Here is a 14,170-nt window from a genome sequence, read left to right on the forward strand (position 1 = left end):
GCGGCGTACTGGATCGCCCGGTCCCGTCTACGCCAAGGCTTCGACGGGGCTTGCGGTCTTGGGCTCGCCGAAGCTTCAGCGGAGGCGGCGAGCCGAGCGATGACAGGTGTGGGTGGGACGCAGCTTCGCGTTCTCGCGACATGAATCGTCCGAGCTTTTGCATTTCGTTTCGCCGCCCTGAAATCAGAGGGCGCAGGGAAAGCCGGGTGCCGATCGCACCCATGGGTCCCGCGTAATGAAAAACGCGGGAGGTAGGACCACAGGTGTAACCGGAAACAACCCGGCTTTCCCTGCGCGATGGTTTTACGGCTTATACGTGCTCGCCCCGGTGAGACTGGGCTTGTTTGTCACCGTCCTTCGCGAGAACGCTTGCGCGTTCCGCTAGGAGACACCTGCCGCTAGGGCGTCAGGTCTGCACGACTTCGCCGTCCGCCGCATCGTGCACGTCGTCAGTGCGCAAGCAGCGTCCACCGCATCTCACCGCAACACTCCTGACGATGCGCAGCGCCCCTCGATCGGGTGAGACGGGCGTATTGAACATCTGAGTTGGGTCGGATGTCAAGTTAAATTCTGAAAATCGGAACGGAGCTGGGCTCGCGACCGTCACCGACGCATCCGCTGATCCCTGATCGGCCCCGCCGATATCGCCACAACCTTCTGTGTCAGCCGCTGACGGCCGACCAGGCCGGCGATTGCCAGCATGACGATGCCGCCGAACCACCATGCGCCGATCACGAACTCCCAGGCCCGCGGCGGGATCTCGTCGAACACGATGCCGTAGACCGACACCAGCGCGGCCAGTGCGGCGAGGAAGATGCCGGCCGCGCTCATCAGCTCGAGGGCATCGATGCGGCCCGTCACGCGCATCGCCGGCTTCGGAATGTCGATGCCGAGATAGAAGCCGACAGCACCGATCACGATCGTGGTCGCGATGAAGGCCAGCGTACCGAAGAAGGCGACGTGCCCCTTCGCGAGCTGGGCGGCCACGAAGGTGCCGCCCATGGCACCGGCCATCGCCAGCCCGGTCCGCTGCAACACATGCGCGACGCGGCTGATCATCATCAGCTCGCGGGCGATCACGGCCCTGCCCTTCGGTCTGGTCACGATCCTCATGTGCGGCCTCCTTCCGGCTCTGCGTTCCTCACTCCGCTCCTACGGCGAGAACGGGTAGTAGCGGAGCTGCGACATGATGATGTGATCGTCCGTCCTCGGCGCGCCGCCGACGCCCTCGAAGGCAAAGCGCTGGGTGTAGGAATATTGCGCGCCGGCCTTGATGGTGCCGTAGGCGCCCTTGAAGATCGTGTCGTAGAAGCCGACGGTATACTGCCTGACCTCCGACGTGTTGCCGTTGCAGGTCGCCGCCGGCGAGTTCTCGATGTTGCAGCCGAGATTGTTGTAGAGCGGATTGCCATAGCCGAACGGCACCGTGCCGACATTGGAGAAGGTCGCCTTGGTCTTCTCCAGCCCGGCATAGGCGTAGAGATCGAGCTCCGGCGTCGTATGCCAGACCGAGCCGACCAGGAAGGCCGTGATCGGCAACGGCTGGATCGAGCCATCCTGGCGCACCGTCGCATCGGGGAACGGCGTCGCCGTGAAGCGGCCGAGCGCGCCGTAGGATGCCGAGGCCTGCACTTCCAGCGTCTTCGGCACGATCTCGGCCGAGAGATGGCCGCCGAAACTCACCGTGTTGACGTCGTGATTGGCGAAGTTGAAGCGATCGTAGAAGTCGCGATATAGCGCCCATGCCTCGACATGCACCTTGTACGGCCCGAGCCGCGGATCCCACGCTCCCTTCACGGTGACATCGGGCACGTGGTTGAGGCTGACATTGTTCAGGCTGTTGAAGAAGCTGCCGCCAGGACCGGTCAGGTTCACCAGCAGGTTCGGATTGAGGACGCCCTGCGGCCCGACCGCGGGCGTGCCGACCAGCGGCGTATTGCCGCCGAAGAACGAGGTCTGCGGGTTTTCGGCCGAGACCGCGAGCTTGAACTCGGGCCCGATATCCTGCCAGACCCGGACGCCGGGCTGCCGCGCACCGAGGAAGCCCGGCACCAGCTCGAAATCGATCACGCCGGGCGTATCGGCGCCACGCGGATCGATGCCCGCCTTGCTCGGCGTGTTCAGCGACCAGGACTGGCCGGCGAGCACGTGCAAGCCGAGATCGCTGCGGTCGATCTCGATGCTGGCCTGCCGCAGCCGCGGGTTGAACGAGTTGGTCGCGACCGAATTCGCGGTCTGCGCCGCGCCCTCGAAATCGAGCTCGCCATAGCCGGCGACGTAGATGGTCTCCGTGGCATTGGCTTCGGCGAGCACCGAGAAGCGGGTCTGGCGCGCGGTGAAGCGCGACTCGCCGGTGTTGAAGTTCTTGCTCTGCGGGAACGGAATGAAGTTGTAGATCGAGCCCGAATCGGAGGCGAGGTTGCGGGTGCGATAGATGCCGGTGAGATCGATCCAGCCGCCGAAGGTGAAGGTGACGCCCTTGTAGCAGAGCTTGCCCGAGGCGCAGGGATCGAACGGCACCGGCGCCTTCGCCGCCATCTGCGTGTTGCGCATCGCGCTCTGCCTTGCCGCCAGCGCCTCCTCCTTGCGTGCCTGCACCTCCATCCTCTGCTCAAGCTGCCTGAGACGTGCCTTCAACGCCTTCAGCTCGGACGCATCGTCCTCCGCCAAAGCCGGACCTGCCGACAGCAGCATGCTGCCGAGCAAAATCCCCCCGAGAATTCGCATCGCATCCCTCCACACGAGTTTGTTTCCTCAGGCGAGAGAGAGCGGCACTCGGGGAACGATATTCGCAGTCGGCCGCAATATTCCGGTCACATTTTTCTCATCGCGACCGCGGGAATAGTTTGGCGCGACGGACGATATCGCGCGCGAGGGAATAATGAACAGTAGGGCGGATTAGCGTCAGCGTAATCCGCCGCGCAGCCGGCACCGATCGATGGCGGGTTACGGCTTCGCCTAACCCGCCCTACAACACGCCGCGCCTTCGCGTGAGTTTTTCTCGCGCTATGCGCGAGTTTTTGCAGGATTGTCCGGTTCGGATTTTGGCGATACGTCATGTCGCGATCAGGCGATCAACAGGGACACGCGACATGGCGGACAAGGCGAACGTTCGGGCTGGCCAATGCCATTGCGGCGCGGTGCGCTTCGAGGTGACGCTGAGCGACGGCTTCCATTCGATCCGCCGCTGCACCTGCTCCTATTGCCGGATGCGCGGCGCCGTCGTCGCCATGGCGGACATGGGCGGGATCAGGTTCCTGCAAGGCGAGGATAAGCTGACGAGCTACCGCTTCCACACCGGAACGGCGCAGCACTTCTTCTGCTCCGGCTGCGGCATCTACACCCATCACCAGCGGCGATCCGACCAGAGCCTCTATGCCGTCAACGTGGCCTGCCTCGACGGCGTCAGCCCGTTCGATTTCCCCGAGGTGCCGGTCATGGACGGCGTCAACCACACCAACGACACCGGCAAGCCGACCCGTCGCGCCGGCACGCTCCGCTTCATCCCGGCTGACTGAGCGCAACGCTCAGAACAGCGGCGGGATCTGCGCGACTTTCAGCGGGCCCAGGAACACCGCGCCGTCGGCGAAGCGCAGCGGGAAGCTGCGTGCCTTCTTGCCTTCGAGCACCGCCTCGGTGCCGAGCGAATTGATCCCGGCGGAGATGCCGGCATTGGCGTTCTGCTTGATCACCTTGCCGAGGCCGGGGATCGCGCGATCCAGCGCACCGAACAGATTGCTGAGGTCCTGGCTCTTGACGCCGGGCGCGACGCGATCGAGCGTCGATTGCGGCACGCCCTCCTCCAGCATCTTGTCGATGCCGAGCGCCGGGATCACGCGTTCGAGGCCGGCGACCGTCATCTGCAATTCGCCGTCGATGCGCCCCTGCGCATTCAGGCGCAGCGTGCCGGCCGCGACCGACAGCACGTCGCCCTGCTCGATCCGCGACTGCTGGATCTCGACGCTGCCGCCGGCCGCCTGGATCTCGCGGAAACGATCCGGCCACGGTTTTGGCGAGAAATCCTTCAGGCCGTTGAGCCGGGCGTGGATGTCGGCGTTGAACGGCTGGGTGAGCAGCGGATGCACGTCCTGCAAGGTGCCGCCATTGATCTGCAGCACGGTCTCGATCGCGGGATTGTCGGCGGCCGAGCCATCGACCTGCCTGCCGTGCAGCTCGATATGGTTGACGCGCATCAGCGGCGTCGGCGCGGGACCGCCGGTGCGGTCGACGGCGAGATTGTCGAACACCAGCGCGACGCGCTGCGGCACCGCCGGCAGGCCGACCACGCTGCTGCGCCCGAGGCTCCAGTCGACCTGCAGCGTCGGCTGCGCGTTGCGCTCGGCGATGGTGGCCGGGCCCTTGAACTCGGCGATCACGAGCTTGGGGTCATAGACCTGGGCCACCACAAGGATCTCGGCGAGCCGCGCCACGAACGCCATCTCGGGCGAAGCGGTCTGCGACACCAGCATCACGCTCGGATCGGTGCAGCGGACCTCGAAGCGGAACGGGTAACCCGCCACCGAACGGTTGCCGCAATCATAGACCCGGCCGGCCTTCGCCTCCTGGGCGCGCCAGGCATCGGCCTGCACGCCGACCTGCGAGGCGGCGTAGAACCAGAAACCGCTCCACGCGATCGCGGCGATCAGGACCGCGACGGGGACCGCGTAGAGGCCGAAGCGCGAGCGGCGGCGGGGGGCGGAGGTGGTATCGGACATGCGGCGTCCTTTGGCGGGCGAATTTGTCAAAATCGAAGCGGCGGCACTCGTTCTAAAGGTTAAGTGTTGGAAACAGAACGAAATTTGCTTCGCTTCGACGGCCTGTTCTGCTAGCCCATCAGCGCGATGTCAGCAAATCCTCCCCATTCCGAATCGCCCGACGCCGACCTCTGGGTGTTCGGCTACGGCTCGCTGATGTGGAAGCCGGGCTTCGAATACCTCGAGCAGGTGCCGGCGCGGCTGATCGGCGAGCATCGCGCGCTCTGCGTCTATTCGTTCGACCACCGCGGCACGCCGGAGAAGCCGGGCCTGGTGCTCGGGCTCGACCGCGGCGGCGCCTGCCGCGGCATCGCGTTCCGCGTCGCGGCCCGGCTGCGCCACGACACCATCGCCTATTTGCGCTCGCGCGAGCAGACCACCAATGTCTACCGCGAGGTGATGCGCTCGGTGTGGCTGGAGAACGCGGCGCGCGATCGCGTCCCGGCGCTGGCCTATGTGGTCGATCGCGGCCATGTGCAATATGCCGGGCGGCTGTCGCTGGCCGAACAGCAGCGCCTGGTGCTGCAGGGCCACGGCCGCTCCGGCAACAACCGCGACTATGTGCTCTCGACCGTCGCCTCGATCGAGAAGCAGGGCTTTCGCGACGCGCAGCTGCACCAGCTCGCGGCGATGCTGCACGATTCCGGCCCGCTGCATCGGGATGCGCGTGCAGCGGATGGCGTGGATCCGAACTGAGGCGCGGAACCTGGCGCGCGAATTTTTGCCACGGCGCGAACAACATTGTGGTCTCCATTTCCGGTCGCTGGAATGGAATGACTGGAATGCGCCCCTCATTGCTCAGGCTCGCCGCGATCGGCCTAGTGTTGCTGCTGAACTCCCCATCCTTTGCCGGCCTGAGAGAGGATGGCGCGATTTGCGACGCCAAGGATTCGCGGCCCGACCTGGTGATCCCGGCCTGCACCCGCCTGATCGCAGCCAATCCGAGGGGACGCGATCTCGCGATCACCTATTACAACCGGGCGCTGGCTTGGCATAACAAGGGCGATCTCGAGAAGGCCAAGGCAGATTACGATCAGTCGATCGCGGCCAATCCGTCGTTTGCGCCGTCTTATGGCCAGCGGGCCAAGGTCTTCCTGCAGAACCAGGATTACGACCGCGCGCGGAGCGACTTCGATCGGGCGATCCAGCTCAAGCCGGCCGGGCCGTTCAGCGCCGGCTGGTTCAACAACCGCGCCGAGCTGTTCGTCGCCACCGGCGACTATGAGCGTGCGCTGGCCGATTACGGCAAGTCGATCGAGCTCGATCCCGGCTCCTGGTACGCCTATGTCAACCGCGCGCTGGTCTATGATTTCAGCGGCAAGGACCGACTCGCGGCGCTGCATTGCCAGGATGCGATCAAGGTCGCGCCGCGCGCCGGCGGCCCCTATTACTGCCGGGCCGTGGTCGAGATGTCCGCCGGCGACATCGACAATGCCGCACGCGACGTCGAGCGCGCGATCGCGATCCAGGATAGCCAGCCGGAGTTCTACTCGCTGCGCGGCCTGACGCTGGCGAGCAAAGGCGAGCTCGACCAGGCGATGCACGACTACGACCACGCCACGCAACTCAATGCCCAGGGCGCATTGAACTACGCGCGGCGCGGCCTCGCCGACGAGAAGAAGGGCGATATCGAGGGCGCCCGCGCCGACTTCCGCCACGCGCTCGATGTCATCGGCCTCGATCAGCTCGATCGCACCCAGGGCCAGCGCGTCGCCAGAGACGGCCTGCAACGGCTGGCCACGGTCGCGACGACCGAAAAGAGCGTCGTCGCGGATCACGGCGCGGCCAAAGCTGCGCTCGCGGTTGCAGCCACCGTTCCGATCGCGCCGGCCGGCGCGGCCCCGAAGGCCGCGATGACCGAAAAGCGCGTTGCCCTCGTCGTCGGCAATTCGAAATACCGCTCGGTGCCGGTGCTGCCGAACCCCGGCCAGGACGCGGCGGCGATCGCCGAGACGCTGCGCGCCACGGGCTTTCAGGATGTCCGCCTGGTCACCGACGCCACGCGCGACGGCCTGGTCGATGCGCTGAAGTCGTTCGCCAACGCGGCCGACGGCGCCGATTGGGCGGTGATCTACTATGCCGGGCACGGCTTGGAGATGGCGGGCGAGAACTATCTGGTGCCTGTTGACGCCAAGCTCGCCACCGACCGCGACGTGCCGTACGAGGCGGTCGCGCTGACCCAGGTGATGGGCGCCACCGAAGGCGCGCGCAAGCTGCATCTCGTGATTCTCGATGCCTGCCGCGACAATCCGTTCGCCAACCAGATCAAGCGCACCGTCGCGTCGCGCTCGATCGGCCGGGGATTGGCGCAGGTCGAGCCCGACAGCGGCACGCTGGTGGTCTACGCCGCCAAGCACGGCCAGGTCGCGCTCGACGGCGACGGCGGCCACAGCCCGTTCGTGACCGCCCTGATCAAGCGGATGCAGACGCCGCGGATCGAGATCCGCAAGCTGTTCGACCTGGTGCGCGACGACGTGATGGCCGCGACCGATCGCCGGCAACAACCGTTCAGCTATGGCTCGGTGCCGGGCGCCGAGGATTTCTACTTCGTCGGCGCGAGCCAGACTACGGCGAAGTAGCGCGCGGCCGTGACCTGCGTATTGTTGCGGCCAGACACATCGCGGCTTCACTAAGGCAGCGGCCTGTGACATTTAGGCTTTTGCATCGCGGCGCGGACGGATAGAAGCTCATCCGCAAACATCGCTCGCTGATGCAATGAACCTCTCCGCCCCCTTCGTCCGCCGCCCGGTCGGCACCACGCTGCTGTCGCTTGGACTGGTGGTGGCGGGCGTCATTGCGTTCTTCAAGCTGCCGGTATCGCCGCTGCCCGACGTCGACATTCCGACCATCATGGTGCAGGCGACGCTGCCCGGCGCCAGCCCGGCCGACGTTGCGGCGACCGTCGCGAGCCCGCTGGAGCGCCACCTCGGCCAGATCGCCAGCGTCACCGAGATGACGTCGCAGTCCTCGCTCGGCTCGGCGCGGATCACGCTGCAATTCGACATCGACCGCGACATCAACGGCGCCGCGCGCGACGTGCAGGCCGCGATCAACGCGGCGCGCGCCGACCTGCCGACCAACCTGCGCGCCAACCCCACCTACCGCAAGTTCAACCCGGCCTCGGCGCCGATCCTGATCTACACCTTGACCTCGGACACGCTGACCCCGGCCGAGCTCTATGACGCCGCCTCGACCGTGCTGGCGCAGAAGCTGTCGCAGGTCGAGGGCGTCGGCGAGGTCTCGGTCGGCGGCGGTTCGCTGCCCGCGGTGCGCGTCGAGTTGATCCCGCCGGCGCTCTACAAATACGGCATCGGGCTCGAGGACGTCCGCGCCGCGCTGAGCAGCGCCAACGCGCACAGCCCGAAGGGCGGCATCGACGTCGGCGACCAGCGCTACCAGATCTACGCCAACGACCAGGCCCGCAAGGCGGACGACTACAAGCCGCTGGTCGTCGCCTACCGCAACGGCGCCGCGGTGCGGCTGACCGACGTCGGCGACGTGATCGATTCCGTGGAGAATGTCCGCACGCTGGGCCTTGCCAACGGCAAGCCGGCCGTCGTGATGATCGTGTACCGGCAGCCCGGCGCCAACATCATCAAGATGGTCGACAATGTGAAGGGGCTGATGCCGCAGCTCAAGGCCTCGGTCTCGCCGGCGATCGACATCACGCTGGCGATGGATCGCTCGAAGACGATCCGGGCCTCGCTGCACGATGTCGAGATCACGCTGTTGATCGCGGTCGCGCTGGTGATCCTGGTGGTGTTCGCCTTCCTGCGCAATGCGCGGGCGACGCTGGTGCCTGTCGTGGCGGTCGGCGTGTCCCTGATCGCGACGTTCGCGGTGATGTACCTGCTCGGCTACACGCTCGACATCTTCTCGCTGATGGCGCTGACGGTGGCGACCGGCTTCGTGGTCGACGATGCCATCGTGGTGCTGGAAAACATCACCCGCCACATGGACGCCGGGCTGTCGCGGCTGGAGGCGACGCTGCTCGGCACCCGCGAGGTCGGCTTCACCGTGCTGTCGATGAGCGTGTCGCTGGTCGCGGTGTTCGTGCCGATCCTCTTGATGGGCGGCCTGGTCGGCCGGCTGTTCCGCGAATTCGCCATGACCATCACGATCGCGATCGTGATTTCGCTGGTGGTCTCGCTGACCACGACGCCGATGATGTGCGCCGTGGTGCTGCGCAAGGAGGCAGGCCAGCCGCACGGCCGGATCTACCGGATCAGCGAGCACGTCTTCGAGCTGATGCTGAACGGCTACCGCACCACGCTCAGCCTCGCGCTGCGCCATCCGCTGCTGGTGATGCTGATCCTGGCCTCGACGCTCTATCTGAACTTCCATCTCTACAGGGTCGTGCCCAAGGGCTTCGTCCCGCAACAAGATACCGGGCTGCTGGTTGGCTCGATCCAGGCCGACCAGAGCACCTCGTTCCAGCTGATGCGGCAGAAGCTGACCCAGTTCATCGACATCGTGAAGTCGGATCCGGCGGTCGAGACCGCGGTCGGCTTCACCGGGGGCGGCGGCGTCGGCCCGGGCGGCACCAACACCGGCACCGTATTCGCCTCGCTGAAGCCGATGAACGAACGCGGGCTGCGCGCCGACAAGGTGATCGAGCGGCTGCGCGAGCCCCTGGCGAGCGTCGCCGGCGCCACCTTGTTCCTGCAATCGATCGGCGATCTCGGCGCCGGCGGACGCTCGGGCAACGCCGCGTATCAGTACACGCTGAAGGGTTCGACCTTCGAGGAGCTCAACGAGTGGACGCCGAAGCTCGTCGCCGCCCTGCAGAAGGAGCCGACGCTCACGGACGTCAACAGCGACCAGCAGAACAAGGCGCTGCAGGCCAATCTGGTGATCGATCGCGACGCCGCCTCGCGGCTCGGGATCACGGTCGCCCAGCTCGACAACACGCTGTATGACGCGTTCGGGCAGCGCCAGGTCTCGACCATCTTCGTCGCGCGCAACCAGTATCACGTGATCATGGAAGTCGCGCCGCGCTTCTCGCAGGACCCGCAGACCCTGAAGGAGGTCTATATCTCGACCTCGGGCGGATCGGCGACCGGCACCCAGAGCACCAATGCGGTGGCCGGAACGGTGGCCTCATCGTCGCAGAAGAGCTCGGTCTCTTCGGTCGCCGCCAATGTGGTGCGCAACCAGGCGACCAACTCGATCGGCGCCACCGGCAAGGGCGTCGCCTCGACCGGGACCGCGGTCTCGACCAGCGCCGAGACGATGATCCCGCTGTCGAGCGTTGCCCGCTTCGAGCATGGCGAGACGCCGCTCTCGGTCAACCACCAGGATCTGCTGGTCGCCAGCACCATCTCGTTCAATCTGCCGCCGGGCGTCTCCCTGAGCACGGCGACCACCACGATCGAGACTGCGATGCACGCGATCAACATGCCGGCGGGCATCAATGGCGGGTTCGCAGGCTCCGCAAAAATCTTCCAGCAAGCGCTGGCGAACGAGCTGTTCCTGGTTCTGGCCGCGCTGGCGACGATCTACATCTCGCTCGGCATGCTCTACGAGAGCTACATCCACCCGCTGACCATCCTGTCCACCCTGCCCTCGGCCGGCGTCGGCGCGGTGGCGGCGCTGATGATGTCGCACACCGATTTCGACCTGATCGGCGCGATCGGGGTGATCCTCTTGGTCGGCATCGTCAAGAAGAACGCCATCATGATGATCGACTTCGCGCTCGATGCCGAGCGGCTGCGCGGGCTGTCGTCGCGCGATGCGATCTACGAGGCCTGCCTGATGCGCTTCCGCCCGATCATGATGACGACGCTGGCGGCGCTGTTCGGCGCGGTGCCGCTGATGATCGGCCTCGGCGAAGGCAGCGAGCTGCGCCAGCCGCTCGGCATCGCAATTTTCGGCGGATTGATCCTGAGCCAGATCCTGACGCTCTACACCACGCCGGTGGTCTACCTCTATCTCGATCGCGCCCGGCTCTGGACCCAGCGGCGCCGCGCCGCGCGCCGCGCAAGGCGGGCCGCCGCGTCAAGTGCCGCCGGTCGTTGACAGGCTGCCACCGATCTTGCGAACCTGCCGCGAGGTGGCAGCCGCAAGGAAGCATGCAGTGACTCCAGCACCGGAAATCGCCGCGTCCCGCTGGTTCAACACCAGCGAGCCGCTGACCCTGGCCGCGCTGCGCGGCCGCCCGGTGCTGCTGCACGCCTTCCAGATGCTGTGTCCCGGCTGCGTCGCACACGGCACGCCGCAGACCCAGCGCGCGTTCGAGTTGTTCAAGCATTCCGACCTCCAGGTGATCGGGCTGCACACCGTGTTCGAGCACCACGCGGCGATGACGCCCGTGTCGCTGGAAGCCTTCATCCACGAGTACCGGCTGACCTTCCCGATCGGCGTCGACGAGGCCGGCGACGGCACGCCGATCCCCCTCACCATGCAGCGCTACGGCATGCAGGGAACCCCGACCAGCATCCTGATCGGCCGCGACGGCAGCATCGTGCATCACGGCTTCGGCCAGCAGAGCGATATGGCGCTCGGCGCGATCATCGCAGCCGAGCTTGCCGCAACGCACGGCTGACAGCCGAGCAGCCCGCTCACGCAGCTGCGTTATGACGGCGTCGCGCGAAGCGTGGTAGCCTGCGATCAACCAGAAGCATCGTGCGGGAGCGTCTCATGAAAACCTATCAGCTCTACATCAACGGCCGCTATGTCGACCCCGCCAATGGCGAGTGGTTCGACACGATCGATCCCTATCGCGGCGAGGCCTGGGCCAGGATGCCGCGCGGCACGGCCGCCGATGCCGACAAGGCGGTGAAGGCCGCCAACGAAGCGATGTGGAATGGGCCGTGGGCGAAGATGACAGCGTCGGCGCGCGGCAAGGCGATGCGCAGGCTCGGCGACCTCGTCGCCGCCAATGCCGAGCGTCTCGCCGAGATCGAGGTGCGCGACAACGGCAAGCTGATGGCCGAGATGCTGGGCCAGCTGCGCTACCATCCGGAGTGGTGGTGGTATTTCGGCGGCCTCGTCGACAAGCTCGAAGGCGGCCTGGTGCCGATCGACAAGGCGGACACCTTCGCCTACACCACGCATGAGCCGGTCGGCGTGGTCGCGGCGCTGACCGCCTGGAATTCGCCGCTGCTGTTCGTCGCCTGGAAATGCGCCGCCGCGCTCGCGGCCGGCTGCGCCGTGGTGGTCAAGCCCTCGGAATTCACCTCGGCCAGCACGCTGGAATTCGCCGCGTTGACCAAGGAGGCCGGGATTCCCGACGGCATCTTCAACGTGGTGACCGGCTTCGGCCCCGAGGCCGGCTCCGCGCTGATCTCGCACCCCGACGTCGCCAAGATCACCTTCACGGGATCGGACACCACCGGCGCACGGGTCTACGAGACCGCGGCCAAGGGCCTGAAGCGCGTCTCGCTCGAGCTCGGCGGCAAGTCGCCGAACATCGTGTTCGAGGACGCCGATCTCACTGCGGCCGCGGCCGGCGCGATCTCCGGCATCTTCGCCGCCACGGGACAAACCTGCATCGCCGGCTCGCGCCTGCTGGTGCAGAGCTCGATCAAGGACAAGTTCGTCGCGCGCGTGCTGGAGCTGGCGAAATCCGCCAAGATCGGCGATCCGATGCAGGCCGACACTAATGTCGGCCCGATCACGACGCCGGCGCAGTACAAGAAGGTGCTCGACTACATCGACATCGCCAAGGCTGAAGGCGCCCGCTGCCTGCTCGGGGGCAAGCCGGCGTCCGGCGACGGCATCAAAGGCGGCCAGTTTGTCGAGCCGACGATCTTCACCGATGTCGACAACACCATGCGGATCGCGCGCGAGGAGGTGTTCGGCCCGGTGCTGTCGATCATCTCGTTCGACACCGAGGAAGACGCCATCCGGATCGCCAACGACACGATCTACGGCCTTGCCGCCGGCATCTGGACCAAGGACCTCGCCCGCGCCATCCGCGTGCCGAAGCAGCTGCGCGCCGGCACGGTGTGGGTCAACACCTACCGCGCCATCAGCTACATGATGCCGTTCGGCGGCATGAAGCACTCCGGCGTCGGCCGCGAGAGCGGCATCGACGCGGTGCGCGAATATCAGGAGACCAAGAGCGTCTGGATCTCGACCGCGACCGACGTGCCGGCCAATCCGTTCGTGATGCGGTAATGCGGCTCAGCACCTCTCCCAGACCGGAAGCGGTGCGCCATGCCCGAGTCATGAAGTTCACCCGGTCAGCACGTGACGGACATCGCCGAGGCTCTGGAGGTCAGTCGCTGTCATCACTGTCATGCTGTCCGACGCTGTGAAATAGCCTCGATGCGCAAGGCAAAGCTGCCGCGCGTGCGCAGAGGCGCCGGACCATCGTCAAGACGGCCGAGCCTGATGAGCCCGCTGGAATAGCGATAGCCGCTGTGGAAGCAGGCCAAATTGCCCACGGCGCGTCGTAGCAGAGATCGCCCGGCGCTTCATTCGCGAATGGCCCGCTACCGTCTTGCGTGAGCTCGCGCGGCAGATAGGCGATCTTCTCATTGGTGGAGTAATCCTCGATGGAAAGATCGAGCGGGAGCATCGATGCGAAATCCCGCGCAGACGGATTGTCGAGCAAGCTAGCCCGGACGTTGCCATCAGCGAGATCGCGCCCTAGCCTTTCGAGCCCGGCACGCCGCCGAACAGCTTCGCCTGCTCGGCGCGGCCGGCGTCGACGATGCGCGTGGTGGCGGTTTCGATCGCCTCGCGCAGGCGGGCCATGAACTCGTCGCGCGGCAGGCCGGGCGGCAGCGGATCGAGGAATTCGACCACCAGCGTGCCGGGATAGCGCATGAAGGTGCGGCGCGGCCAGAACAGGCCGGAGTTGAGCGCGATCGGCAGGCACGGCACGCCGCTCTCGGCGTAGATCTGGGCGACGCCGGCCTTGTAGTTCGGCGGCGCACCGGGCGCGGTGCGGGTGCCCTCGGGGAAGATCACGAGCTGGCGGCCGAGCTTCACCTCGGCGGCAGCCGCCTTCAATGTCTTGATCAGCGAGCGCGGGCCGCCGCCGCGCTCCACCGAGATCATGCCGACCTTCTTCAGGTACCAGCCGAACACCGGGATCATCATCAGCTCGCGCTTGAGGATGAACAGCGGATGCTCGAAGAAGCGCACCAGCGCAAAGGTCTCCCAGAACGACTGGTGCTTCGAGGCGACCACCAGCGCTCCCGCCGGAATCTTCTCGACGCCGCGGAACTCGATCCTGATGTTGCAGATCACGCGCATCAGGAACAGGCTGGTGTTGGCCCACGCGGCTTCCAGCGCCATCAGCGCGCCGCGCGGCAGCAGCAGTGCCGGCAGCGCGACGATGCAGAGCACCACCAGCACCAGATAGAACAGCACGTTGAAGATCAGCGAGCGCAGGAAGATCGAAGTCATGCTCAAAAAATTCTCTCTTGTGCAGTCACGCCGTCATTCCGGGATGGTCCGAAGGA

The 14,170-nt window shown here is 66.2% G+C and carries 10 protein-coding genes and 1 pseudogene; 6 read left to right on the plus strand and 5 right to left on the minus strand.

Annotated elements, in window-relative coordinates; all coding sequences use genetic code 11:
• Positions 1-603: 603 nt before the first annotated feature.
• Positions 604-1,113, minus strand: coding sequence for a hypothetical protein (locus tag ACVINW_RS05810; protein ID WP_456750409.1), 510 nt, complete (start codon positions 1,111-1,113; stop codon positions 604-606).
• A gap of 39 nt (positions 1,114-1,152) precedes the next feature.
• The gene (locus tag ACVINW_RS05815; protein WP_456750410.1) at positions 1,153-2,727 is read right to left on the minus strand and encodes a hypothetical protein; all 1,575 of its coding nucleotides are present in this window, start codon (positions 2,725-2,727) and stop codon (positions 1,153-1,155) included.
• A 365-nt stretch (positions 2,728-3,092) separates the two neighbouring features.
• On the opposite strand from ACVINW_RS05815, the gene ACVINW_RS05820 reads away from it, so the two are divergent.
• Entirely contained in the window at positions 3,093-3,518 is a 426-nt protein-coding gene (locus ACVINW_RS05820; protein WP_456750411.1) for a GFA family protein, read from the plus strand.
• Between the two features lie 9 nt (positions 3,519-3,527).
• Here the strand turns inward: ACVINW_RS05820 and ACVINW_RS05825 are convergent, their stop codons facing one another.
• Positions 3,528-4,715: a DUF2125 domain-containing protein gene (locus tag ACVINW_RS05825; RefSeq protein ID WP_456750412.1), complete on the minus strand. Its 1,188-nt coding sequence runs from the start codon at positions 4,713-4,715 to the stop codon at positions 3,528-3,530.
• A gap of 126 nt (positions 4,716-4,841) precedes the next feature.
• Between ACVINW_RS05825 and ACVINW_RS05830 the strand changes: the two genes are divergently transcribed.
• The 5 genes from ACVINW_RS05830 to ACVINW_RS05850 all read left to right on the plus strand — a co-directional run bounded on the left by ACVINW_RS05830 (position 4,842) and on the right by ACVINW_RS05850 (position 12,875).
• A complete protein-coding gene (locus tag ACVINW_RS05830) occupies positions 4,842-5,450 on the plus strand; it encodes a gamma-glutamylcyclotransferase (protein WP_456750413.1) in 609 nt (202 codons plus the stop codon).
• An 86-nt stretch (positions 5,451-5,536) separates the two neighbouring features.
• Positions 5,537-7,333 carry a caspase family protein gene (locus ACVINW_RS05835; RefSeq protein WP_456750414.1) on the plus strand — a complete coding sequence of 599 codons (1,797 nt, stop codon included), beginning with the start codon at positions 5,537-5,539 and terminating at the stop codon, positions 7,331-7,333.
• 136 nt (positions 7,334-7,469) lie between these two features.
• Positions 7,470-10,772, plus strand: a complete 3,303-nt coding sequence (locus ACVINW_RS05840) for an efflux RND transporter permease subunit (protein WP_456750415.1) — start codon at positions 7,470-7,472, stop codon at positions 10,770-10,772.
• A gap of 58 nt (positions 10,773-10,830) precedes the next feature.
• A complete protein-coding gene (locus tag ACVINW_RS05845; RefSeq protein ID WP_456750416.1) occupies positions 10,831-11,298 on the plus strand; it encodes a peroxiredoxin family protein in 468 nt (155 codons plus the stop codon).
• Between the two features lie 95 nt (positions 11,299-11,393).
• Positions 11,394-12,875: an aldehyde dehydrogenase gene (locus ACVINW_RS05850; RefSeq protein ID WP_456750417.1), complete on the plus strand. Its 1,482-nt coding sequence runs from the start codon at positions 11,394-11,396 to the stop codon at positions 12,873-12,875.
• A gap of 119 nt (positions 12,876-12,994) precedes the next feature.
• Here the strand turns inward: ACVINW_RS05850 and ACVINW_RS05855 are convergent.
• Together ACVINW_RS05855 and ACVINW_RS05860 are read right to left on the minus strand one after the other, a co-directional pair.
• A pseudogene (locus ACVINW_RS05855) lies at positions 12,995-13,335 on the minus strand (cyclophilin-like fold protein); the annotation flags it as partial.
• A 14-nt stretch (positions 13,336-13,349) separates the two neighbouring features.
• Complete coding sequence (locus tag ACVINW_RS05860) at positions 13,350-14,114, minus strand: lysophospholipid acyltransferase family protein (RefSeq protein WP_456750418.1); 765 nt, start codon at positions 14,112-14,114, stop codon at positions 13,350-13,352.
• Positions 14,115-14,170: the final 56 nt, after the last annotated feature.

This window comes from Bradyrhizobium sp. USDA 4461 (assembly GCF_054055655.1).